Origin of the sequence: Streptomyces lydicamycinicus (assembly GCF_000829715.2) — a bacterium.
Lineage (GTDB): Bacteria > Actinomycetota > Actinomycetes > Streptomycetales > Streptomycetaceae > Streptomyces > Streptomyces lydicamycinicus.
On the sequence record NZ_BBNO01000002.1, the window covers coordinates 527,194 to 550,497 of the forward strand.

Consider the following 23,304-nt stretch of genomic DNA (forward strand, 5'->3'; position numbering starts at 1 on the left):
CAGGAGTCGGCGCTAGGTGAGGGGGTATGGGTGGGTCTGCTAGAGGAATCTAGTGATCAAGACCTCATCGCTCGCCATGTCGCTGGTGACCCCGAGGCGTTCGGGGAGATCGTCCGGCGGCACCGCGACCGTCTCTGGGCGGTGGCACTGCGCACCCTGGGGGATCGCGAAGAGGCCGCCGATGCCGTGCAGGACGCCTTGGTCTCCGCCTACCGAGCGGCGCACACCTTCCGCGGTCAGTCCGCGGTGACGACGTGGCTGCACCGCATCACGGTCAATGCCTGTCTGGACCGGGCCCGCAAGGCCGTCTCGCGGCGCACTTCGCCCGTCGCCGAGACCGAGCGGCTGGAGCAGCTGCTGGAGCCCGAGGAATCCGCCGCGGCACCCGCCGAGCGCCAGGATCTGCACCGGGAGCTGCTCAGCGCCCTGCGCACCCTTCCCGAGGAACAGCGGGCCGCGCTCGTCCTCGTCGATATGCAGGGCTACCCCGTCGCGGAGGCCGCGTCGATCCTCGATATCCCGACCGGAACGGTGAAAAGCCGCTGTGCACGGGGCCGGGCTCGGCTCCTGCCCTTGGTCACCCATCTGCGCGCCGACAACGGGGATAGCAAACCCGTGACTGGGGGAAGGAACCGGGCGCAGGGGACATCCGTCCCACCGACGGCAGGGCCGAAGGACACAGGTGCCGTGAAGGGCGGAGGTGGGCGAGCGTGACGTCGACGACCGGCACGGGTGAGCACCCCACAGGTGAGCACCCGGAGGTCTCCGAGATCTCCGAGTTCACGGACGGGCTGCTTTCTCCCTCGCGCACCGCGGAACTGCGCGACCATCTCGCCACTTGTCCCCTGTGCGACGACGTCTATGCGTCCCTGGAGGAAATCCGCTCACTGCTCGGCACGCTGCCCGGCCCGCTGCGGATGCCGGCCGATGTGGCCGGCCGCATCGATGCCGCTCTCGCCGCCGAAGCGCTGCTGAACGCCACCACTCCAGTCGCCACGGCTCAAGTTTCACGTGAAACAGCCACCGCCCCCGTCGTGGTTTCACGTGAAACCGACGAAGAGGCGCCCCGGCGTGGGACACCGGCTGCCCGGCCCGCCGGACGCCCCCGGGGCTCCTCGGGGCCGGGACGGCAGACGCCTGGCGGCCGCGCGTCCCGTGCGCGGCGCTGGCCTCGGATTCTGCTCGGCACCGCGGCAGCCGCGGCGGTCTTCAGCTTCGGCGGCCTGCTCATTCAGAACGCCGCCCTCGACGGCACCCAGGCGAGCAAGCAGAACCGAACCACCGCCACCCCCGAGAAGAAGACCGGCGATGCGGGCGCCCTCACCGCGGCGAGTCTCGAATCACATGTGGAAGAACTGCTGACGTCGAAGGGCTCACACAAGTCACCCGGCATCGGGACCCGGAGCTCCCCCGACTCCCCGATGCGCGGCAGCGCCGACACCATTCCGTCCTGCGTCCGCCATGGCATCGCCCGTCCGGAGACTCCGCTGGCGACCAGCCATACGCGCTACCAGGGCAAGGACGCCTACCTCGTGGTGCTGCCGGATCCGGCCGATCCCCAGCGCGTCTCCGCGTATGTCATCGCTGCCTCCTGCGTCTCTGCCACGCCACCGTCTCCCGGAAAGGTTCTGCTGTCGCACTCGTTCCAGCGAGACTGAGCGACGAGAAGTGCGCTGTGACACTCCGGGAATGCTCGCCCCGTAGGATCCGTTGGGTGGGGTGAGAGAACCGAGAGCCCCAGCAAGCAGTCGGCAGAGACAAGGAAGACACCCGTGAGCGACGTCCGCAACGTGATCATCATCGGCTCCGGGCCCGCGGGCTACACCGCAGCGCTCTACACCGCCCGCGCGTCCCTGAAGCCGCTGGTCTTCGAAGGTGCCGTCACCGCCGGAGGCGCACTGATGAACACCACCGACGTGGAGAACTTCCCCGGTTTCCGCGACGGCATCATGGGGCCGGACCTCATGGACAACATGCGTGCCCAGGCGGAGCGCTTCGGCGCCGAGCTTGTCCCGGATGACATTGTCGCGGTCGATCTCTCCGACGAGATCAAGACCGTCACCGACACCGCCGGCAATGTGCACCGGGCGAAGACCGTGATCGTCAGCACCGGCTCCCAGCACCGCAAGCTCGGCCTGCCCCGTGAGGACGAGCTGTCCGGTCGCGGCGTCTCGTGGTGCGCCACCTGCGACGGGTTCTTCTTCAAGGACCAGGACATCGCCGTCATCGGCGGAGGCGACACCGCGATGGAGGAGGCCACCTTCCTCTCCCGCTTCGCCAAGTCGGTCACAGTCGTCCACCGCCGTGACACCCTGCGGGCCAGCAAGGCGATGCAGGAGCGTGCGTTCGCCGACCCGAAGATCAAGTTTGTGTGGGACAGCGAGGTCGCCGAGATCCACGGTGAGAGCAAGCTCTCGGGTCTGACCCTGCGCAACCTCAAGACCGGCGAGACCTCCGAGCTCCCCGTCACCGGCCTCTTCATCGCGATCGGCCACGACCCGCGGACCGAGCTGTTCAAGGGCCAGCTGAACCTCGACGACGACGGTTACCTCAAGGTCGACGCCCCCAGCACGCGCACCAACCTGACGGGCGTCTTCGCCGCCGGCGATGTTGTCGACCACACCTACCGTCAGGCGATCACCGCGGCCGGCACGGGCTGTTCCGCCGCCCTCGACGCCGAGCGGTTCCTCGCTGCGCTGTCGGACGGCGAGTCGACGCCCGAGCCGGAGAAGACCCCCACCGCCTGACCCGCGCACCCAGCTTTCCCACCACCCACCCAGTAAGGAGATTCCCATGGCCGGCGCCACGGTGACCGTCACGGACGACAACTTCGAAGAGGTCGTCCTCAAGAGCGACAAGCCCGTTCTCGTGGACTTCTGGGCCACCTGGTGCGGCCCGTGCCGCCAGATCGCCCCGTCCCTGGAGGCGATCGCCGCCGAGCACGACGGGATCGTCATCGCCAAGCTGAACACCGACGAGAACCCGGCCACCACCGCCAAGTACGGCGTCATGTCGATCCCGACCATGAACGTCTACCAGGGCGGCGAGGTCGTGAAGACCATCGTCGGTGCCAAGCCGAAGGCCGCGATCGAGCGCGACCTGGCGGACTTCCTCGGCTGAGTCACGCCGCCACGTTTCACAGGAAACGGGCCCGTCCCCCACGAGGGGGCGGGCCCGTTCTCTGTTTCACGGGAAACATCGGCTCGGCTCTACAGCGGTCGCAGTGCGGGTTCTTTCTGGACGGCTCCCAGCAAGCGATCAAGTGCCAGCTCGACATCCTCCTTCCACGAGATGGTCGTACGCAGCTCAAGCCGCAGTCGAGGAAAACGGGGGTGGGGACGCACGGTCTTGAAGCCCACCGCGAGCAGATGATCGGCGGGCAGCACACAGGCCGGTTCACTCCAGCGGGCATCTCCAAAGGCCTCGATGGCTTTGAAGCCGCGCTGGATGAGGTCCTTGGCAACCGTCTGGACCATCACCCGCCCCAGTCCCTGGCCTTGGTAGCCGGGAATCAGCCAGGCCGTCAGCAGCTGCACCGCATCCGGTGAGACCGGGCTCGTGGGGAAGGCCGTGGAGCGCGGCACATAAGCCGGCGGGGCGTACATCACGAACCCGACCGGCACCTCATCGACATAGACCACCCGCCCACAGGACCCCCACTCCAGCAGTACTGCCGAGATCCAGGCTTCCTTTTCGAGCTCAGGGCGACCCGCTTTTACCGCGGCCTCGCCGCTGACGGGGTCGAGCTCCCAGAAGACACAGGAGCGGCAGCGCTTGGGGAGGTCCGGAAGGTTGTCCAGCGTGAGCGGTACGAGCCGACGGCCCATGAACCCAGGTCCTCGCTTTCCTCGCCTGCCACACCTCGCAGCGCCGTCAGCGCCACCTGCTCTCTGAGCAGACCACCAACGAACCCTCCGACGGCTGCGAGACCGAAGCCCGCTGCCAGCAGTCCGGTGCGGCTCACCGATCGCATGGCCCTCTCCTCGGTGTGAGATGTCTCCACATGGATGCGTGCCATACCCGAACGCATCGTATCCACCCTTTACGGGCAGGGGTACCGCAAGAGTGCAAAGGGCGGGCACGTGTTCCGGCATGGGCTCCGGAACACGGCCCGCCCGGGAGCCGAGAGCGTCAGCTCACTCCTCTTCGTCGTTCTCCTCGGCCAGCGACTGGCCCAGGACGCGCCCCTCCCCCGGGGCGAGGGTGCCGAGAATGCGCTCCAGATCGTCCATCGAGGCGAACTCAACGACGATCTTTCCCTTCTTCTGTCCCAGGTCGACCTTCACCCGGGTCTCGAAGCGGTCGGACAGCCGGGAAGCGAGACCCGTGAGCGCGGGGGACACCCGGGTGCCGGCCCGCGGCCCCTTGGCCTTGCTCGCGCCCTTGGGGGCCGACCCCATGAGCGTCACGATCTCCTCGACAGAACGGACGGAGAGTCCCTCCGCGACGATGCGGCGTGCCAAGTGGTCCTGCTCCTCCGAGTCCTCCACGGAGAGCAGGGCACGGGCATGACCCGCGGAGAGCACACCCGCGGCAAGCCGCTTCTGCACGGACGGCGAGAGCTTCAGCAGCCGCAGCGTGTTGGAGACCTGCGGGCGCGAACGCCCGATCCGGTCGGCCAGCTCGTCATGCGTGCACTGGAAGTCCTTCAGCAACTGGTCATAGGCGGCTGCCTCTTCCAGCGGGTTGAGCTGGGCCCGGTGAAGGTTCTCCAGAAGCGCATCGAGCAGCAGCTTCTCATCGTCCGTGGCCCGGACGATCGCGGGAATCTTCTCCAGTCCGGCCTCACGACATGCCCGCCAGCGTCGCTCACCCATGATGAGCTCATACCGCCCCGGCCCCGTCTGACGGACCACCACCGGCTGGAGCAGGCCCACCTCCTTGATGGAGGTGACCAACTCGGCCAGGGCATCCTCGTCAAAGACCTCGCGCGGCTGCCGCGGGTTCGGCTTGATCGCGTCCAGCGGCACCTCGGCGAAGTGCGCGCCGGCCACCTCCGAGATGCCCGCCGCCTCCGTCGCGGCCGGTGCTTCCGTTTCACGTGAAACACCGTGCGCCGGCAGCGACGTCACCTTGGCGGCCGCCACGCCACGCTCCGAGGCCAGGACCGGTACGGACGACGGTGACGTCGCTCCCTGTCCTGCGGGTCCGGCATGATCCGTGCTCTGCGGTGCCGCGGGGATCAGCGCACCGAGCCCACGGCCCAGGCCTCTACGTCGTTCACTCACTGAGTCCCCTCCGAGATGCTGTGCTGTGCTTCATAGTTGAGGCTGAGGCCCTGGCCCCCGGTTTGCGGGACCCCACGCAAGGCGATCTCCCGGGCCGCTTCGAGATAGGACAGCGAGCCGCTGGATCCCGGGTCGTAGGTGAGCACCGTCTGCCCATAGCTGGGTGCCTCGGAGATGCGCACCGAGCGGGGGATGCTCGTACGGAGCACCTCATGGCCGAAGTGGCTGCGCACCTCATCGGCGACCTGGGACGCCAGCCGGGTGCGCCCGTCGTACATGGTGAGCAGAATCGTCGAGACATGGAGCTTGGGGTTGAGATGGCCCCGCACCAGATCGACGTTCCGCAGCAGCTGCCCCAGCCCCTCCAGCGCGTAGTACTCGCACTGAATCGGGATCAGCACCTCGGCGCCGGCGACCAGAGCGTTGACCGTCAGCAGGCCGAGGGAGGGCGGGCAGTCGATGAAGATGTAGTCCAGTGGCTGTTCGTACGCCTTGATGGCACGGTCCAGCCGGCTCTCCCGCGCCACCAGCGAGACCAGCTCGATCTCCGCACCGGCCAGATCGATCGTGGCGGGGGCACAGAACAGGCCCTCCACATCCGCGACCGGCTGCACCACATCGGAGAGCGGTTTGCTGTCCACCAGCACGTCATAGATGGAGGGCACTTCGGAGTGATGGTCGATCCCCAGTGCCGTGGAGGCATTGCCCTGGGGGTCGAGGTCGATCACCAGGACCCGGGCACCGTGCAGGGCCAATGAGGCCGCCAGGTTCACCGTGGTCGTGGTCTTGCCGACCCCGCCCTTCTGGTTGGCAACCACCATGACCCGAGTCTGTTCAGGCCGGGGCAGCCCCTCACCCGCGCGGCCAAGTGCCTCCACCGCAAGCTGAGCTGCACGACCGATCGGGGTGTCGTCCATCGGGGGCGGCGTTTCACGTGAAACGTCGTCCCCGAACGACTCGCTACGGGGACCGGGGACCGGATCGGTCATCGGTCCCGCGATGTTGGCGTCGGACCGCAAGGATTCACTCTCCTCGACATCAGGCTCGCAATGTTCAGAGCCTGCCATGCTTTCGGTGTCGTGAACCAGTGAGGTCCGTTCTCCTGTGGACGAATCCACTTCTGTGGATACTTCGCTGACCCTTGTGGGTCTACGGTCGCGCGGCGCGGCGGCCGCACGACCACGGTCGATGATCCCTTGCAGCAGAGAACGACGTTTCACGTGAAACACGATGCCAGCGTCACGCCTGAATGAGCCGCGACACTCCGTCTTGTGTCGTTTTGATGGCATTTGCGGAATTCGACCGGCCTGCTTTCGCGGACGGAATACCCTCATGCCAATGCCGGCTTCTCGCACGCCGGCAGCAGAGCATCAGCGCCGGCGCCCCCTCGACGCACGGCCCACGCGCGCCGCCTTCGCCCGCTTGGCCGCAAAGCGCACACCGCCGGGGCTCTCGCCCACCTCGACCCGCACGACGGTCGACGGCGGATCCACCACGCCCTCGCCCACATGCACCACTGAGGTCTCCACCACGCCGAGCTTGCTCAGCGCCGCCCGAGCCGCCTTGAGCTCCTCCTCGGCGGTATCGCCCTTGAGCGCCAGCATCTCGCCGTAGGGACGGAGCAGCGGCACACCCCAGCCAGCCAGCCGGTCGAGCGGAGCAACGGCACGCGCCGTCACCACATGCACCTGGGGGAGCTTGCCCATCACCTCTTCGGCCCGCCCGCGCACGACCGTGACATGGTCCAGCCCGAGCAGCTCGACGACCTCCTGAAGGAAGTTCGTACGACGCAGCAGCGGCTCCAGCAGCGTGATCTTCAGATCCGGGCGGACCAGAGCCAGCGGGATACCGGGCAGCCCGGCACCCGAACCCACGTCACAGACCGAGACGCCCTCGGGCACCACCTCGGAGAGCACCGCGCAGTTCAACAGATGCCGCTCCCAGAGCCGCGGCACCTCACGCGGGCCGATGAGCCCACGCTTCACCCCGGCGTCGGCGAGCAGTTCGCCGTACCGCACGGCTTCCGCAAAGCGCTCACCGAATACCTCCTCCGCCGCCTTCGGCGCAGGAGGGAGCTCCGCTGCTTCCTCCGTCACGGGAACCGCCCTTCCTCTGGACTGCTACTTCTGCCGGGAACCCGGGTTACGCCCCGGGATAACACAGAACGCTGACAACTTTTGGCCCCGCCTGCGAGCAGACGGGGCCAAAGAAAAACGGGAGCGCTGAGCGGTCAGGCCGGGAGGACGACCACTCGACGCTGCGGCTCCTCGCCCTCGGACTCGCTCCGAAGCCCGGCCGCCGCCACCGCGTCGTGGACGACCTTGCGCTCGAAGGGCGTCATCGGGTCGAGCTTCACCGGCTGCCCGGTGCCCTTCGCCTCCTCCGCCGCCTTCGCGCCGAGCTCCGAGAGCTCTTCACGCTTACGCGCCCGGAAGCCGGCGATGTCCAGCATCAGACGGCTGCGGTCACCGGTTTCACGGTGAACGGCCAGCCGGGTCAGCTCCTGAAGAGCCTCCAGCACCTCACCGTCGCGGCCCACCAGCTTCTGGAGGTCACGGCTGGTCGAGTCGCTGATGATCGACACCGCGGCGCGGTCGGCCTCGACATCCATGTCGATGTCACCGTCGAGGTCGGCGATGTCCAGCAGACCCTCGAGGTAGTCGGCCGCGATCTCGCCTTCCTGCTCCAGGCGGGTCAGGGTGTCGGTGCCCTTGGTGGCAGGGGTCGTGTCCGTCACGAAAGGACTCCTTCTTACTTCTTGGTCGGGTGCTTGGGGCGCTGCTGGCCCTTGCGCTGTCCGGACTTGGTCGTGCGGGCCCCGGAGGCGCCGCCCTTCCCCTTGCCTTCCTGCGCGTCCTTCTTCTCCAGCGACGGCTTCTTCGCCGCACCCTGACCGGAGCCCGAGGCCCCCGACGCCGATCCGGCACGCGTACGGTTCTGCGCACCGCCGGCCGGAGCGCCGCCGGTCTGCCGCTTGCTCTTCGTCTGGCGCTTGGGCTGCTGGCGGTTCTGGCGCGCTTCCTCGGCGGCCTGCTTCGCGGCGACCTCGGCCGGGTCCTCGACGATCTTGCCCGCGGCCCGCAGCCGCTCCTGGCGCTCCTCGAAGGCCTTGCTGCCGGGGGTCGGGTTACGACGGATGACGAACATCTGCTGGCCCATGGTCCACACGTTGGTGGTCAGCCAGTAGACGAGAACACCGACGGGGAAGTTGATGCCGAAGACGGCGAACATGATGGGGAAGACGTACATCAGCATCTTCTGCTGCTGCATGAACGGCGTCTTCACCGTGAGGTCGACGTTCTTGGTCATCAGCTGGCGCTGCGTGTAGAACTGCGACGCCGACATCAGGACGATCATGACGATCGTGACCACGCGGACGTCGACCACAGAAGCACCCAGGCTCTGGATCTTCTCCGCGCTGTCCATGAACTTCGCCGCCAGCGGCGCACCGAAGATGTGGGCCTTCTGCGCGCTCTCCAGAAGCGGCTGGTCGATGACACCGACCACCTTGTTCTGGGCGATGTGGTTCAGGACCTGGTACAGCGAGATGAAGAACGGCGACTGGGCCAGAATCGGGAGACAGCTCGAGAGCGGGTTGGTGCCCGTCTCCTTGTAGAGCTTCATCATCTCTTCGGACTGGCGCTGCTTGTCGCTCTTGTAGCGCTCCTGGATCGCCTTCATCTTCGGCTGAAGCGCCTGCATGTTCCGCGTCGACTTGATCTGCTTCACAAAGAGCGGGATCAGGCAGATACGGATCAGCACCACCAGCGAGACGATGGACAGACCCCACGCCGCGCCACTGTCCTTGTCAAAGATGAGGCTGTAGAACGAGTGGAACTGGACGATGATCCAGGAAACAGCGATATAGAGGGGACTGAGGATCGTGTCCACGAATCAGGCTCCTTGGACGTTGGGCTGAGTCTCGGGCTGGGCGACAGGCTCAGGGACGGTGGGCCCGCCCAGGCGGCTCCTCAGCCGCTGATGCCAAACCGGACGCTTCCGGGGAGGGACGTGGTCGACGCCCCCGAGCGACCACGGATTGCACCGCAGGATGCGCCAAGCTGTCAGCGCAGTCCCTTTCACCGCGCCGTGCCGGTCGATGGCCGTGTAGCCATAGTGCGAGCACGACGGGTAGTACTTGCAGACCGGTCCCAGCAGGGGGCTGATGGTCCACTGATAGATCTTGATCAAAAGCAGCAGCGGGTACTTCACTGTGCGCTCCCTCCCGGGTCCCGTCCGGAGCTCCGGGGGCCCGCGGGGCAGCTGCTGTCGGTCGCAGCCCCCGGGGGATTGCAGCCTCTCGGCGCCCCTCCCAGCAGCCGCTCAAAGGCGGCGTCCAGGTCGCGGGCCAGCTGATCGTGATCCGCGTCACCCGCACCGGGCAGGGCCCGTACGACAACCAGGCTACCGGCGGGCAGCCGGTCCAGCCGATCGCGCACGAGATGGCGGAGTCTGCGCTTGACCTTGCTGCGCACGACAGCGATGCCCACTGCCTTGCTCACGACGAAACCCGCACGTGCCGGGGGAACACTTTCCCCCGACCCGTGCGGGTCCGTTGCACCGCTGCGAAGATGAACGACAAGGAGCGGGCGCCCGGCCCTGCGTCCCCGGCGTACCGCGGTCGCAAAGTCCTCGCGCCGCCTCAGCCGATACTCGGTAGGCAGCACGTCATGGACCTAGGTTGCTGCTCAGGCCGACAGGCGGGCGCGACCCTTGCCACGGCGGGACGCGAGGATCGCGCGGCCGGCACGGGTCCGCATGCGCAGACGGAAGCCGTGGGTCTTCGCGCGACGGCGGTTGTTCGGCTGGAAGGTGCGCTTGCTCACTCGGGGGCTCCAGGAATGCTTGTTGTCTCAGGAGAGACAGATGTGGGGCGTCGACTGGCTGTCACCGTGCGCCCACGAGTAGCTCGCAACGCCTAAGTGCACCGCTACACGATCACTTCGAGCGTGATCTTTGCCCATCGGAGGCAGGCGGCAGCAGCCATCGACAACTCGACCTGGTCACGGTACGCGCGGCTACGCCATCCGGTCAAACCGGCTCCTTGGCATCGCCTGCCGACCCCTTGTCAGGACACACTATGCACAGCCTGTGGACAACAACTTGAATCCCCAGGCCCGCCCTGACTACCGTGGCTGAACTTCGATTCCTTCCCGCCCGTCCTGAGAATCACACATTCGTGGGACTGTGAGAGAGCGTGCCCTGTGGCTGATGTACCTGCCGATCTTGCCGCAGTGTGGCCCCGCGTGCTCGACCATCTCCTCCGTGCGGAGGCCGACGGCCTCAAGCCCAAGGACCAGGACTGGCTCAAGCGCACCCAGCCGCTGGCGCTGGTCGCCGACACCGCGTTGCTCGCTGTCCCCAATGAATTCGCCAAGGGTGTGCTCGAAGGCCGGCTGGCGCCGCTGATCGGGGAGGCCCTCAGCCATGAGTGCGGCCGCCCGATCCGGATCGCGATCACCGTGGACGACTCTTCCGAGGAGCCCCCGGCGCAGTCCGCACCGCCGGCGCCTCAGCACCAGTCGTCCCAGCAGCACCCGCCGCACCACCAGCAGACGCATCAGTCTCAGCAGCAGCACGATGCGTACGACGGCTACGAAACCCGGCACGAGTCCCGGCACGACAGCCGGCAGGGCTATGGCCACCAGGGCGACGACCTGCCCGGCGTCCGGCCCGCCTACCCGGACTACCAGCAGCCCCGGCACGAGCCCGGCGGCTGGCCGCAGATGGGCGGCGGCCCCGGTCCGCGCGACGACTACGGCTGGCAGCAGCAGCACCTCGGCGGCTTCCCCGAGCGTGACCCGTACGCCTCCCCGTCGTCCCATGTCCCGCAGCATCAGCAGCGGCAGAACGACTACCGTCCGCAGGCGCCCGACCGCAACGGGCCGCCGCAGCACTCCGACGGTCCGCGCTCCCCTTATGACCAGCCGCGCCGCGACCTCTCCGAGCACCAGCCCGGCGGGCACACCGGCCGCTCGGGCACCCCCGGCTCCGGCCCCGGCGCCGTGCTTCCCGCCCCCAGCGGTGCGCCCAGTCCGCTCGCCGCGCAGCCCGCGCCGGCCACCGGCCCCGGTGAGCCGACCGCGCGGCTGAACCCGAAGTACCTCTTCGACACCTTCGTCATCGGTGCCTCGAACCGCTTTGCGCACGCCGCCGCGGTGGCCGTCGCCGAGGCGCCGGCCAAGGCGTACAACCCGCTGTTCATCTACGGGGAATCGGGGCTGGGCAAGACCCACCTGCTGCATGCGATCGGGCACTACGCGCGGAGCCTGTATCCGGGCACCCGGGTGCGGTATGTGAGCTCGGAGGAGTTCACCAACGAGTTCATCAACTCCATCCGCGACGGCAAGGCGGACGCGTTCCGCAAGCGCTACCGCGACATGGACATCCTGCTGGTCGACGACATCCAGTTCCTGGCGAGCAAGGAGTCGACGCAGGAGGAGTTCTTCCACACCTTCAATACGCTGCACAACGCGAACAAGCAGATCGTGCTCTCCAGTGACCGGCCGCCCAAGCAGCTGGTCACCCTGGAGGACCGGCTGCGCAACCGCTTCGAGTGGGGTCTGATCACCGACGTCCAGCCGCCCGAGCTGGAGACCCGGATCGCGATTCTGCGGAAGAAGGCGGTGCAGGAGCAGCTGAACGCGCCGCCGGAGGTGCTGGAGTTCATCGCGTCCCGGATCTCGCGGAACATCCGTGAGCTGGAGGGCGCGCTGATCCGGGTCACGGCGTTCGCCTCGCTCAACCGGCAGCCGGTGGACCTGGGGCTGACCGAGATCGTGCTGAAGGATCTGATCCCCGGCGGCGAGGATGCCGCGCCGGAGATCACCGCGACCGCGATCATGGCCTCGACCGCGGACTACTTCGGGCTGACCATCGACGATCTGTGCGGCTCCTCGCGCAGCCGGGTCCTGGTGACCGCCCGCCAGATCGCCATGTATCTGTGCCGCGAGCTGACCGACCTCTCGCTGCCGAAGATCGGCGCGCAGTTCGGCGGCCGGGACCATACGACCGTGATGCACGCCGACCGCAAGATCCGCGCGCTGATGGCCGAGCGACGTTCGATCTACAACCAGGTCACCGAGCTGACCAACCGCATCAAGAACGGCTGAGGCCGGCCCACAGGACGCCCAGGGCGCTCCGGGATCCGCTCCCGGTGCGCCCTTCGTCATACGGGGACCGCCGCCCGGCGAGCGGCCCTGCCACACCGTTCTCCTGGATGCTCCCGGCTCCCTTCCGCTTCTCTCTGCGGCGTCCTGCGCGCTCCTGTCGCGCGCCTCCGATCGCGAAACGCACCTCTCCCGGACCCGCTGTGAGCCCCCGACCCCCCGCTCCGATACGCCCCGCCGTCGTCCCAAACCTGTGGAGCGCGCCTGCTGTGTTCGATTCCGCGGCGGGACACGGCCTCTCTCCACAGATTGGGCAAGAATCTTCCGTCCACACCTTGGGGAGGGGAAAGTTATCCCTGTGGGATCCACAGGCTGGTGTACTGACGGGGCATCGGGGGAGGTCAGCCGCATGTGGATTTGTGGCCAACCTTCTTCCACAGGGTGTGGACAGCGGATTCGTCCACAGGGCGGCCGACGTCTTGTCCACCGCCCGCCCACAGGCAAGCCGTTGTTGTCCCCAGCAATCCCCAGCTTCTCCACACCGCTGTCCACTGTTCGGCAACACGACACCCGCCCTCACCGGGCCGAGTGAAAGCCGTCACACCAAGGTGGTCGGTTGGGCTGTGGGGAACGTGGGTAAAGCTGGGGATGGCACTGGGGAGAAGTACCTGTCTCCTGTGCATCGGGTGTGCAGAACTTCCGGCGGTCCACAGAACCGCCCGCTTATCCACGGCCGCCACCCACAGGGGCGGTGGACAAAAAATCCGCGTTGACCTGCGCAAAAGCGGTTGTCCACGGTTTCCACAGCCCCTACTACTACGACCACGGATATCTACCGGGGAACTCGTTCGGAAACGGGGCCTGTGCACAAGTTGGCTGCCGGGTGTCCGCCCTCGGCCGAGTCGACTTGACCCCGAGCCGCACCGACTGTCGGTGGCGTGCGTCAGACTGGTCTCCGGCAACCCAGCCGACGACGAAGGCCAGCAGGGCGAAGAGCCAGCAACAGCAGGAGGCGGTTTCCGGTGAAGATCCGGGTGGAGCGCGATGTACTCGCGGAGGCAGTGGCCTGGGCGGCCAAGAGCCTCCCGGCCCGTCCGCCGGTGCCCGTCCTCGCGGGCCTGCTGCTGAAGACGGAGGACGGCACGCTGAGCCTCTCCGGCTTCGACTACGAGGTCTCCGCACGGGTCTCGGTGGACGCGGAGGTGGAAGAAGAGGGCACCGTCCTCGTCTCCGGCCGGCTGCTCGCCGACATCTGCCGTGCGCTTCCCAACCGCCCGGTGGAGATTTCCACCGACGGTGTACGGGTCACCGTCGTCTGCGGCTCCTCGCGGTTCACCCTCCACACCCTTCCTGTGGAGGAGTACCCGTCCCTGCCGACCATGCCCACCGCCACCGGCACCGTCCCCGGTGAGGTCTTCGCCGCGGCCGCCGCCCAGGTCGCCATCGCCGCCGGCCGTGACGACACCCTTCCGGTGCTCACCGGCGTACGGATCGAGATCGAGGGCGACACGGTCACCCTGGCCTCCACCGACCGCTACCGCTTCGCCGTGCGCGAGTTCCTGTGGAAGCCGGAGAGCCCGGACGCCTCCGCGGTCGCGCTGGTCCCCGCCAAGACGCTGCTGGACACCGCCAAGTCCCTGAGCAGCGGTGACACCGTCACGCTGGCGCTGTCCGGCTCGGGCCAGGGCGAGGGCCTGATCGGTTTCGAGGGCGCCGGACGACGGACGACGACCCGTCTGCTGGAAGGCGACCTGCCGAAGTACCGCACGCTCTTCCCGACCGAGTTCAATTCGGTCGCCGTGATCGAGACCGCCCCGTTCGTCGAGGCCGTCAAGCGTGTGGCTCTGGTGGCCGAGCGGAACACCCCGGTCCGGCTGAGCTTCGAGCAGGGTGTGCTGATCCTGGAGGCCGGCTCCAGCGACGATGCACAGGCTGTGGAGAGGGTCGACGCCGATCTGGACGGCGACGACATCTCGATCGCCTTCAACCCCGGCTTCCTCCTGGAGGGCCTGTCGGCCATCGACTCCCCTGTGGCGCAGCTGTCCTTCACGACCTCGACCAAGCCCGCGCTGCTGAGCGGCCGGCCGGCCAAGGACGCCGAGGCGGACGACGCGTACAAGTACCTGATCATGCCGGTGCGGCTGTCGGGCTGACGGCCGGAGCACGGGTCACGCGGGTGGCGGCATGCCGTCGCCCGCTCTCCCGCGGCCGCCGGACAGCGGCCCAGGCCACGGGCCTTGCGGCGGCCGGCTGACGGGCCCTGATGAGCGGCTGAGCCCACAGGTGTGCGCGGACCTGCGGGCGTAGGCTCGGTCCCGGGTACACCAGCAACGTCTACGTGCAAAGAGGGTCTCTGATGGAGCTCGGTCTCGTCGGTCTCGGCAAGATGGGCGGCAATATGCGTGAGCGCATTCGCCGCGCCGGCCACACCGTCATCGGATACGACCGCAACCCGGACCTGGCGGATGTGAACAGCCTCCAGGGGCTTGTGGAGAAGCTCAAGGGTCCGCGGGTCGTCTGGGTCATGGTGCCGGCCGGTGCCGCCACCCAGTCCACGATCGACGAGCTGGCCGAGCTGCTCTCGCCGGGCGACATCGTCGTGGACGGCGGCAACTCCCGCTGGACCGACGACGAGAAGCACGCCGAGGAGCTGAAGGCCAAGGGCATCGGTTTCGTCGACTGCGGTGTCTCCGGCGGTGTCTGGGGCCTGGAGAACGGCTACGCCCTGATGTACGGCGGCGACAAGGACGATGTCGCCAAGGTGCAGCCGATCTTCGACGCGCTGAAGCCCGAGGGCGACTTCGGTTCGGTGCACGCCGGCAAGGTCGGCGCCGGCCACTTCGCGAAGATGGTCCACAACGGCATCGAGTACGCGATGATGCAGGCCTTCGCCGAGGGCTGGGAGCTGCTGGAGAAGGTCGACTCCGTCACGGACGTCCGGGAGATCTTCCGCTCCTGGCAGGAGGGCACGGTCATCCGTTCCTGGCTGCTCGACCTGGCCGTCAACGCGCTCGACGACGACGAGCACCTGGAGAAGCTGCGCGGCTTCGCCGCCGACTCGGGCGAGGGGCGCTGGACGGTCGAGGCCGCCATCGACAACGCCGTGCCGCTGCCCGCGATCACGGCCTCGCTCTTCGCGCGGTTCGCGTCCCGTCAGGACGACTCCCCGCAGATGAAGATGATCGCCGCGCTCCGCAACCAGTTCGGTGGGCACGCGGTCGAGAGCAAGAAGTAGCGGACACCGCGCACACCGCAGCAACCAGCAACAGTAAGCAGCAGCCGGGGGAGGTCGGCGCCCAGCCATGCACGTATCGCATCTGTCCCTCGCCGACTTCCGCTCGTACGCCCGGGTCGAGGTGCCGCTCGATCCGGGCGTCACGGCGTTCGTGGGCCCCAACGGGCAGGGCAAGACCAACCTGGTCGAGGCGGTCGGCTACCTCGCCACGCTCGGCAGCCACCGGGTCTCCTCGGATGCCCCGCTGGTGCGGATGGGCGCCGAACGGGCCATCGTCCGGGCCGCGGTCGTCCAGGGCGAGCGGCAGCAGCTGATCGAGCTGGAGCTCAACCCGGGCAAGGCGAACCGCGCCAGGATCAATAGGTCTTCGCAGGTCAGGCCGCGGGATGTACTGGGCATCGTCCGGACGGTGCTGTTCGCGCCGGAGGACCTGGCGCTGGTCAAGGGCGATCCGGGGGAGCGCCGGCGGTTCCTGGACGAGCTGATCACCGCGCGCTCGCCGCGGATGGCCGGGGTGCGCTCGGACTACGACCGGGTCCTCAAGCAGCGCAACACCCTGTTGAAAACCGCCGCGTTGGCGCGGCGGCACGGCGGCCGGCAGATGGATCTGTCCACCCTCGACGTATGGGACCAGCATCTGGCCCGCGCGGGCGCCGAACTGCTGGCGCAGCGGCTCGATCTGATCGCCGCGCTGCGGCCGCTCGCGGACAAGGCCTATGACCAGCTGGCGCCGGGCGGCGGGCCGCTGGCGCTGGAGTACCGCGGTTCGGCGGGCGAGGCGATGGCCGACGCCACCACCCGCGAGGACCTGTACGGCGTGCTGCTGGCGGCGCTCGGCGAGGCCCGTAAGGGAGAGATCGAGCGCGGGGTGACGCTGGTCGGCCCGCACCGCGACGATCTGGTGCTCAAGCTGGGGCAGCTCCCGGCGAAGGGCTACGCCAGCCATGGCGAGTCCTGGTCGTACGCGCTGGCGCTGCGGCTGGCCTCGTACGACCTGCTGCGGGCGGAGGGCAATGAGCCGGTGCTCGTCCTGGACGACGTCTTCGCCGAGCTGGACGCGCGCCGTCGTGAGCGGCTGGCGGAGCTGGTGGCCCCGGGCGAGCAGGTGCTGGTGACGGCCGCGGTGGACGACGATGTGCCGGGCATCCTGGCCGGGGCGCGCTACGCGGTGTCCGACGGCGCCGTGGAGAAGGTGACCCCGTGAGCGAGGAGCAGCCCGAGCGGCCCAAGGCCCCGGAGCTCTCCGGGGTGGATCTGGCCCGTCAGGCGCTGGTGGCCGCCAAGGAGCAGGCGCGGGCGCGGGGCGCGGCCGCGCAGCAGAAGAAGCAGGCCAGGCGCGGCGGACTGCGCTCGGGGGCGCGCGCGGACGGCCGCGATCCGCTGCCGCTCGGTGCGGCGATCAACCGGCTGATCACGGAACGCGGCTGGGAGACCCCGGCCGCGGTCGGCGGGGTGATGGGGCGCTGGCCGCAGCTGGTCGGGCCCGAGGTGGCGCAGCACTGCGAGCCGCAGAAGTACGACGAGGACGCCCGGGTGCTGACGGTCCAGTGCGATTCGACGGCGTGGGCGACGCAGCTGCGGCTGCTGGCCCCGACGCTGGTGGCCCGTCTCAACGAGGACCTGGGCCACGGCACCGTAAAGGTGATCAAGGTGCTGGGCCCGGGGGGTCCTGCACGGCGCTACGGATCGTTGCGCGCCCCGGGCAGCAAGGGCCCCGGCGACACCTACGGCTGAGCCCCCGGCCCCATGGGTGACCTGCGCAAGACGCCTGTATACGGGTGAGGCGGATGAGACTCCGCTCACCGTAGCCGCCGGTTGACAGTCCGAAGCGCTGAGTGCCCGTGTGAGCGTCCTGAGGCCCCGTCTCGGATATGGGGAGTCGGCGGACGCCAGTTCAGGGCGGCACATGACGACTCAGGTACCTGCAAACCCCCATGAGTGTCGGCGCCACCGGTACACTGGTAGCAATCCCGCCCACTCGCGGAACATGTCGAACGACGCAGCCGCTCCCGCCTGTCCTCCTGGGGTGACCCGCACAGGCGCGGAAGGGCTTGTGCTGTGCCAGAAAGGGCGCTTCGTGGCCGACTCCGGCGACCTCAACGAGAACAACACGGCTTCTACTGAAGAGGGGGTTCCTGTCGGCCCGACGGGCGACTCCGCGGTGGAGAAGTCGTACGACGCCAGCGCGATCACCGTCCTCGAGGGCCTGGACGCGGTCCGCAAGCGTCCCGGCATGTACATCGGCTCCACCGGTGAGCGCGGTCTGCACCACCTCGTGCAGGAGGTCGTCGACAACTCCGTCGACGAGGCGCTGGCCGGTCACGCCGACACCATCGACGTGACGATCCTGGCCGACGGCGGTGTGCGCGTCGTCGACAACGGCCGGGGTATCCCCGTCGGCATCGTGCCGTCCGAGAACAAGCCGGCCGTCGAGGTCGTGCTGACCGTGCTGCACGCCGGCGGCAAGTTCGGCGGCGGCGGGTACGCGGTCTCCGGTGGTCTGCACGGCGTGGGTGTGTCCGTCGTGAACGCCCTGTCGCAGCGGGTGGCGGTGGAGATCCGCACGGACGGCTACCGCTGGACCCAGGAGTACAAGCAGGGCGTGCCGACCGCCCCGCTGGCCCAGCACGAGGCCACCGAGGAGTCCGGCACCTCGGTCACCTTCTGGGCCGACGGCGAGATCTTCGAGACCACCACGTACAGCTTCGAGACGCTGTCGCGGCGCTTCCAGGAGATGGCGTTCCTCAACAAGGGGCTGACCATCTCGCTCAAGGACGAGCGCCCGGACCACGTGGACGAGGACGGCAAGCCGCTCTCGGTGCGGTACCACTACGAGGGCGGCATCGTCGACTTCGTGAAGTACCTCAACTCCCGCAAGGGCGAGCTGGTGCACCCGACGGTGGTCTCGGTGGAGGCCGAGGACAAGGAGCGCAGCCTCTCCGTCGACCTCGCGATGCAGTGGAACACCCAGTACAGCGAGGGTGTCTACAGCTTCGCGAACATCATCCACACCCATGAGGGCGGTACCCACGAGGAGGGCTTCCGCGCCGCGCTGACCGGCCTGATCAACCGCTATGCGCGCGACAAGAAGCTGCTGCGCGAGAAGGACGACAACCTCACGGGTGAGGACATCCGCGAGGGTCTGACGGCGATCATCTCGGTCAAGCTCGCCGAGCCGCAGTTCGAGGGGCAGACCAAGACCAAGCTGGGCAACACCGAGGTGAAGACCTTCGTCCAGAAGGTGGTCCACGAGCACCTCAACGACTGGCTGGACCGCAACCCCAACGAGGCTGCGGACATCATCCGCAAGGGCATCCAGGCGGCCACCGCGCGCGTGGCGGCCCGTAAGGCGCGCGATCTGACCCGCCGCAAGGGGCTGCTGGAGACGGCGTCGCTGCCCGGCAAGCTGAGCGACTGCCAGTCCAACGACCCCGAGAAGTGCGAGATCTTCATCGTCGAGGGTGACTCCGCCGGCGGCTCGGCCAAGTCCGGCCGTAACCCGGAGTACCAGGCGATCCTCCCGATCCGAGGCAAGATCCTCAACGTCGAGAAGGCCCGGGTCGACAAGATCCTCCAGAACAACGAGGTCCAGGCGCTGATCTCGGCGTTCGGCACGGGCGTGCACGAGGACTTCGACATCGAGAAGCTCCGCTATCACAAGATCATCCTGATGGCGGACGCCGACGTCGACGGTCAGCACATCAACACCCTGCTGCTCACCTTCCTCTTCCGCTTCATGCGGCCGCTGGTCGAGGCCGGGCATGTGTACCTCTCCCGCCCGCCGCTGTACAAGATCAAGTGGGGCCGGGACGACTTCGAGTACGCCTACTCCGACCCGGAGCGGGACGCGCTGATCGAGCTCGGCAAGCAGAACGGCAAGCGGATCAAGGACGACTCGGTCCAGCGGTTCAAGGGTCTCGGTGAGATGAACGCCGAGGAGCTGCGGGTGACGACCATGGACACCGATCACCGTGTCCTCGGCCAGGTCTCCCTGGACGACGCGGCCCGCGCGGACGACCTGTTCTCCGTGCTGATGGGCGAGGACGTCGAGGCGCGCCGCTCGTTCATCCAGCGCAACGCCAAGGACGTCCGCTTCCTCGACATCTGAGCCCTGTCGGCCCGTACAACAGCCGCAGCTCGAAAGGACTTTGAACCACCATGGCCGACGAGAACCCCCCTGTGACCCCGGACGGCGTGACCGCCGAGGGCGCCGCCCCCGCCATCGAAGGCGTCGGGATGCGCGTCGAGCCCGTCGGGCTCGAAACGGAGATGCAGCGCTCCTACCTCGACTACGCGATGTCCGTCATCGTCTCGCGTGCGCTCCCGGACGTCCGGGACGGCCTCAAGCCCGTCCACCGTCGCGTCCTGTACGCGATGTACGACGGCGGCTACCGCCCCGAGAAGGGCTTCTACAAGTGCGCCCGCGTCGTCGGCGACGTCATGGGTACGTACCACCCGCACGGCGACTCCTCGATCTACGACGCCCTGGTGCGCCTGGCGCAGCCCTGGTCGATGCGGATGCCGCTGGTCGACTCCAACGGCAACTTCGGCTCCCCGGGCAACGACCCGGCGGCCGCCATGCGGTACACCGAGTGCAAGATGGCGCCGCTGTCGATGGAGATGCTCCGGGACATCGACGAGGAGACCGTCGACTTCCAGGACAACTACGACGGCCGTAACCAGGAGCCGACGGTCCTGCCGGCGCGCTTCCCGAACCTGCTGATCAACGGGTCGGCCGGTATCGCGGTCGGTATGGCCACCAACATCCCGCCGCACAACCTGCGCGAGGTCGCGGCCGGTGCCCAGTGGGCGCTGGAGCACCCGGAGGCCTCCTCCGAGGAGCTGCTGGACGCGCTGATCGAGCGGATCAAGGGCCCGGACTTCCCCACCGGTGCGCTGGTGGTGGGCCGCAAGGGCATCGAGGAGGCCTACCGCACCGGCCGCGGCTCGATCACGATGCGCGCGGTGGTCGAGGTCGAGGAGATCCAGAACCGCCAGTGCCTGGTGGTCACCGAGCTCCCGTACCAGGTCAACCCGGACAACCTCGCGCAGAAGATCGCCGACCTGGTCAAGGACGGCAAGGTCGGCGGCATCGCGGACGTCCGCGACGAGACCTCCTCCCGTACGGGCCAGCGTCTGGTCATCGTCCTCAAGCGGGACGCGGTCGCCAAGGTCGTCCTCAACAACCTCTACAAGCACACCGACCTGCAGACCAACTTCGGCGCGAACATGCTCGCGCTGGTCGACGGGGTGCCGCGCACGCTCTCGCTGGACGCCTTCATCCGCAACTGGGTGACGCACCAGGTCGAGGTCATCGTCCGCCGGACGAAGTTCCGCCTGCGCAAGGCCGAGGAGCGGGCGCACATCCTGCGTGGTCTGCTCAAGGCGCTGGACGCCATCGACGAGGTCATCGCGCTGATCCGGCGCAGTGAGACGGTCGAGGTCGCGCGCGAGGGCCTGATGGGCCTGCTGGAGATCGACGAGATCCAGGCGAACGCGATCCTGGAGATGCAGCTGCGCCGGCTGGCCGCCCTGGAGCGCCAGAAGATCACCGCCGAGCACGACGAGCTCCAGCGCAAGATCAACGAGTACAACGCGATCCTGGCCTCCCCGGAGCGGCAGCGCCAGATCATCAGCGAGGAACTCGCCGCGATCGTCGAGAAGTTCGGCGACGACCGGCGCAGCAAGCTGGTGCCCTTCGAGGGCGACATGTCCATCGAGGACCTGATCGCCGAGGAGGACATCGTCGTCACGATCACCCGTGGCGGCTATGTGAAGCGGACGAAGACCGACGACTACCGCTCGCAGAAGCGCGGCGGCAAGGGCGTCCGGGGCACCAAGCTCAAGGAAGACGACATCGTCGACCACTTCTTCGTCTCGACGACCCACCACTGGCTGCTGTTCTTCACGAACAAGGGCCGGGTCTACCGCGCCAAGGCGTACGAACTCCCCGACGCGGGACGGGACGCGCGGGGTCAGCATGTGGCCAATCTCCTCGCCTTCCAGCCCGACGAGCAGATCGCGCAGATCCTGGCGATCCGCGACTACGAGGCCATGCCGTATCTGGTGCTCGCCACCAAGGCCGGCCTGGTGAAGAAGACGCCGCTCAAGGACTACGACTCGCCGCGGTCCGGCGGTGTCATCGCGATCAACCTGCGCGAGCAGGAGGACGGCACGGACGACGAGCTGATCGGCGCCGAGCTGGTGTCGGAGAACGACGATCTGCTGCTGATCAGCAAGAAGGCCCAGTCGATCCGCTTCACGGCGACCGACGAGGCGCTCCGGCCGATGGGCCGGGCCACCTCCGGTGTGAAGGGCATGAGCTTCCGCGAGGGCGACGAGCTGCTCTCCATGAACGTGGTCCGCGCCAACACCTACGTCTTCACCGCCACGGACGGCGGCTACGCCAAGCGCACCGCGGTCGACGAGTACCGCGTCCAGGGCCGCGGCGGTCTGGGCATCAAGGCCGCCAAGATCGTCGAGGACCGGGGTTCGCTGGTCGGCGCGCTGGTCGTCGAGGAGACGGATGAGATCCTCGCGGTGACGCTCGGGGGTGGCGTGATCCGTACGCGGGTCAACGAGGTGCGGGAAACGGGCCGTGACACCATGGGCGTCCAACTGATCAACCTGGGCAAGCGTGATGCCGTCGTCGGCATCGCATGGAACGCCGAGGCCGGCCGGGAAGCCGAAGAGGTCGACGGGGGCGGCGAGCCCGACGAGACCGCGGCGGACGGGGCCGTTCCCGCAGAGACCGAGGGCGAGCAGCCCGCGGCGGAGTAACACGAGGAGTAGATCGTGAGTGGAGCCACGGGCGCTGCGGCGGGTGGAACGGGAGCCGAGAAGGACTCCTCGTCCGGACCCGCGACCGTGACGGAGGACAGCGCCCGTGGCTCCGCCGTTTCCGACACCGCCCCCCGGGACGAGGGCTCACATCAAGGGGAACCCGTGACCGATGCCCGCCAGCCGCAGCCGCAGCCCCAGGGGACGGCCGGGAGCGGCGCACAGCAGCCGTACCAGCCGCCTCAGGCGTATCCCACCGAGGGCGGACAGAGTGGCGGGCAGGCGGTGCGCCGGCCCCGTACGGGCGCCACCACGGCCCCGCGGACCCGCAAGGCCCGGCTGCGGGTGGCCCGCGCCGATCCGTGGTCGGTGATGAAGGTCAGCTTTCTGCTCTCCATCGCGCTGGGCATCTGCACGGTCGTGGCCGTCGCCGTGCTGTGGATGGTCATGAACGCGATGGGCGTCTTCTCCACGGTCGGCGCGACGGTCAGCGAGGCCACCGGCTCCGGTGACGGCGGCGGCTTCGATCTCCAGTCGTTCCTGTCGCTGCCGCGGGCGCTGCTGTTCACCTCGATCATCGCGGTGATCGACGTGGTGCTGGCGACGGCCCTGGCCACGCTCGGTGCCTTCATCTACAACCTCTCGGCCGGGTTCGTCGGGGGCGTGGAGCTCACCCTCGCCGAGGACGAGTGAGTCCCTCGTGGGAGGGCGTTCGGGAGGCTCCGTGAACCGATTTTGGGAACGCCTCTGAAGTGCGCTAATCTTTCGGTGCAGCGAACGCGCGGCTATAGCTCAGACGGTTAGAGCGCTTCCCTGATAAGGAAGAGGCCCCAGGTTCAAGTCCTGGTAGCCGCACTGCACAATCGGCCCGGCCGGGGAACTCCCCGGCCGGGCCGATTCGTTGTACGGAGGCGGAAGTTGGCTCGTGGTGCGTGCCTCGGAAGAGGTGTTG

The 23,304-nt window shown here is 68.2% G+C and carries 20 protein-coding genes, 1 tRNA gene and 1 pseudogene; 13 read left to right on the forward strand and 9 right to left on the reverse strand.

Annotated features, from left to right (window positions below; translation table 11 throughout):
• Nucleotides 1–30 precede the first annotated feature (30 nt).
• The 4 genes from sigM to trxA all read left to right on the forward strand — a co-directional run bounded on the left by sigM (nucleotide 31) and on the right by trxA (nucleotide 3,120).
• Nucleotides 31–714 carry an RNA polymerase sigma factor SigM gene (sigM, locus tag TU31_RS07725; protein WP_042151851.1) on the forward strand — a complete coding sequence of 228 codons (684 nt, stop codon included), beginning with the start codon at nucleotides 31–33 and terminating at the stop codon, nucleotides 712–714.
• Complete coding sequence (locus TU31_RS07730; protein WP_042150979.1) at nucleotides 711–1,658, forward strand: RsmA family anti-sigma factor; 948 nt, start codon at nucleotides 711–713, stop codon at nucleotides 1,656–1,658. The genes sigM and TU31_RS07730 overlap by 4 nt, the downstream gene beginning before the upstream one ends.
• A gap of 114 nt (nucleotides 1,659–1,772) precedes the next feature.
• Nucleotides 1,773–2,747, forward strand: coding sequence for a thioredoxin-disulfide reductase (gene trxB, locus TU31_RS07735; RefSeq protein ID WP_042150982.1), 975 nt, complete (start codon nucleotides 1,773–1,775; stop codon nucleotides 2,745–2,747).
• A gap of 46 nt (nucleotides 2,748–2,793) precedes the next feature.
• Nucleotides 2,794–3,120: a thioredoxin gene (gene trxA, locus TU31_RS07740; RefSeq protein WP_042150984.1), complete on the forward strand. Its 327-nt coding sequence runs from the start codon at nucleotides 2,794–2,796 to the stop codon at nucleotides 3,118–3,120.
• 89 nt (nucleotides 3,121–3,209) lie between these two features.
• Here trxA and TU31_RS07745 read toward each other — a convergent pair whose 3' ends face one another.
• The 9 genes and pseudogenes from TU31_RS07745 to rpmH all read right to left on the reverse strand — a co-directional run bounded on the left by TU31_RS07745 (nucleotide 3,210) and on the right by rpmH (nucleotide 10,054).
• Nucleotides 3,210–3,827 (reverse strand): GNAT family N-acetyltransferase, encoded by a 618-nt coding sequence (locus TU31_RS07745; protein ID WP_030075726.1) that lies wholly within the window; start codon nucleotides 3,825–3,827, stop codon nucleotides 3,210–3,212.
• 309 nt (nucleotides 3,828–4,136) lie between these two features.
• On the reverse strand, nucleotides 4,137–5,228 hold the full coding sequence (locus TU31_RS07750; RefSeq protein ID WP_078885609.1) for a ParB/RepB/Spo0J family partition protein: 1,092 nt from the start codon (nucleotides 5,226–5,228) through the stop codon (nucleotides 4,137–4,139).
• Entirely contained in the window at nucleotides 5,225–6,295 is a 1,071-nt protein-coding gene (locus TU31_RS07755) for an AAA family ATPase (RefSeq protein WP_078885610.1), read from the reverse strand. Before TU31_RS07755 ends, TU31_RS07750 begins: the two co-directional genes overlap by 4 nt.
• 303 nt (nucleotides 6,296–6,598) lie before the next feature.
• Nucleotides 6,599–7,324, reverse strand: a complete 726-nt coding sequence (gene rsmG / locus TU31_RS07760) for a 16S rRNA (guanine(527)-N(7))-methyltransferase RsmG (protein ID WP_078885611.1) — start codon at nucleotides 7,322–7,324, stop codon at nucleotides 6,599–6,601.
• Nucleotides 7,325–7,458: 134 nt separating this feature from the next.
• The gene (locus TU31_RS07765; RefSeq protein ID WP_042150991.1) at nucleotides 7,459–7,965 is read right to left on the reverse strand and encodes a Jag family protein; all 507 of its coding nucleotides are present in this window, start codon (nucleotides 7,963–7,965) and stop codon (nucleotides 7,459–7,461) included.
• A gap of 14 nt (nucleotides 7,966–7,979) precedes the next feature.
• Nucleotides 7,980–9,119, reverse strand: a complete 1,140-nt coding sequence (gene yidC, locus TU31_RS07770; RefSeq protein ID WP_042150993.1) for a membrane protein insertase YidC — start codon at nucleotides 9,117–9,119, stop codon at nucleotides 7,980–7,982.
• A 3-nt stretch (nucleotides 9,120–9,122) separates the two neighbouring features.
• Nucleotides 9,123–9,440 (reverse strand): membrane protein insertion efficiency factor YidD, encoded by a 318-nt coding sequence (gene yidD / locus TU31_RS07775; RefSeq protein ID WP_042150996.1) that lies wholly within the window; start codon nucleotides 9,438–9,440, stop codon nucleotides 9,123–9,125.
• An 86-nt stretch (nucleotides 9,441–9,526) separates the two neighbouring features.
• Nucleotides 9,527–9,895: pseudogene (gene rnpA / locus TU31_RS07780) on the reverse strand (ribonuclease P protein component); the annotation flags it as partial.
• Between the two features lie 21 nt (nucleotides 9,896–9,916).
• Nucleotides 9,917–10,054: a 50S ribosomal protein L34 gene (rpmH, locus tag TU31_RS07785; protein ID WP_003949374.1), complete on the reverse strand. Its 138-nt coding sequence runs from the start codon at nucleotides 10,052–10,054 to the stop codon at nucleotides 9,917–9,919.
• Between the two features lie 378 nt (nucleotides 10,055–10,432).
• Here rpmH and dnaA point away from each other — a divergent pair, with 378 nt between their 5' ends.
• The 9 genes from dnaA (at nucleotide 10,433) to TU31_RS07830 (ending at nucleotide 23,207) form a co-directional block, all read left to right on the forward strand.
• Nucleotides 10,433–12,340, forward strand: a complete 1,908-nt coding sequence (gene dnaA, locus TU31_RS07790) for a chromosomal replication initiator protein DnaA (RefSeq protein ID WP_078885613.1) — start codon at nucleotides 10,433–10,435, stop codon at nucleotides 12,338–12,340.
• 1,019 nt (nucleotides 12,341–13,359) lie between these two features.
• Nucleotides 13,360–14,490 (forward strand): DNA polymerase III subunit beta, encoded by a 1,131-nt coding sequence (gene dnaN, locus TU31_RS07795; RefSeq protein WP_018092092.1) that lies wholly within the window; start codon nucleotides 13,360–13,362, stop codon nucleotides 14,488–14,490.
• Nucleotides 14,491–14,693: 203 nt separating this feature from the next.
• Complete coding sequence (gene gnd, locus TU31_RS07800; protein ID WP_042151010.1) at nucleotides 14,694–15,572, forward strand: phosphogluconate dehydrogenase (NAD(+)-dependent, decarboxylating); 879 nt, start codon at nucleotides 14,694–14,696, stop codon at nucleotides 15,570–15,572.
• Between the two features lie 67 nt (nucleotides 15,573–15,639).
• The gene (gene recF, locus TU31_RS07805; protein ID WP_042151013.1) at nucleotides 15,640–16,776 is read left to right on the forward strand and encodes a DNA replication/repair protein RecF; all 1,137 of its coding nucleotides are present in this window, start codon (nucleotides 15,640–15,642) and stop codon (nucleotides 16,774–16,776) included.
• Nucleotides 16,773–17,306 carry a DciA family protein gene (locus TU31_RS07810; RefSeq protein ID WP_042151016.1) on the forward strand — a complete coding sequence of 178 codons (534 nt, stop codon included), beginning with the start codon at nucleotides 16,773–16,775 and terminating at the stop codon, nucleotides 17,304–17,306. The genes recF and TU31_RS07810 overlap by 4 nt, the downstream gene beginning before the upstream one ends.
• 319 nt (nucleotides 17,307–17,625) lie before the next feature.
• A complete protein-coding gene (gene gyrB, locus TU31_RS07815) occupies nucleotides 17,626–19,680 on the forward strand; it encodes a DNA topoisomerase (ATP-hydrolyzing) subunit B (protein ID WP_042151019.1) in 2,055 nt (684 codons plus the stop codon).
• A gap of 50 nt (nucleotides 19,681–19,730) precedes the next feature.
• Nucleotides 19,731–22,352 (forward strand): DNA gyrase subunit A, encoded by a 2,622-nt coding sequence (gyrA, locus tag TU31_RS07820; RefSeq protein WP_042151021.1) that lies wholly within the window; start codon nucleotides 19,731–19,733, stop codon nucleotides 22,350–22,352.
• Nucleotides 22,353–22,367: 15 nt separating this feature from the next.
• Nucleotides 22,368–23,045, forward strand: coding sequence for a DUF3566 domain-containing protein (locus TU31_RS07825; RefSeq protein ID WP_042151024.1), 678 nt, complete (start codon nucleotides 22,368–22,370; stop codon nucleotides 23,043–23,045).
• Nucleotides 23,046–23,133: 88 nt separating this feature from the next.
• Nucleotides 23,134–23,207: transfer RNA gene (locus tag TU31_RS07830), tRNA-Ile, on the forward strand.
• Nucleotides 23,208–23,304: the final 97 nt, after the last annotated feature.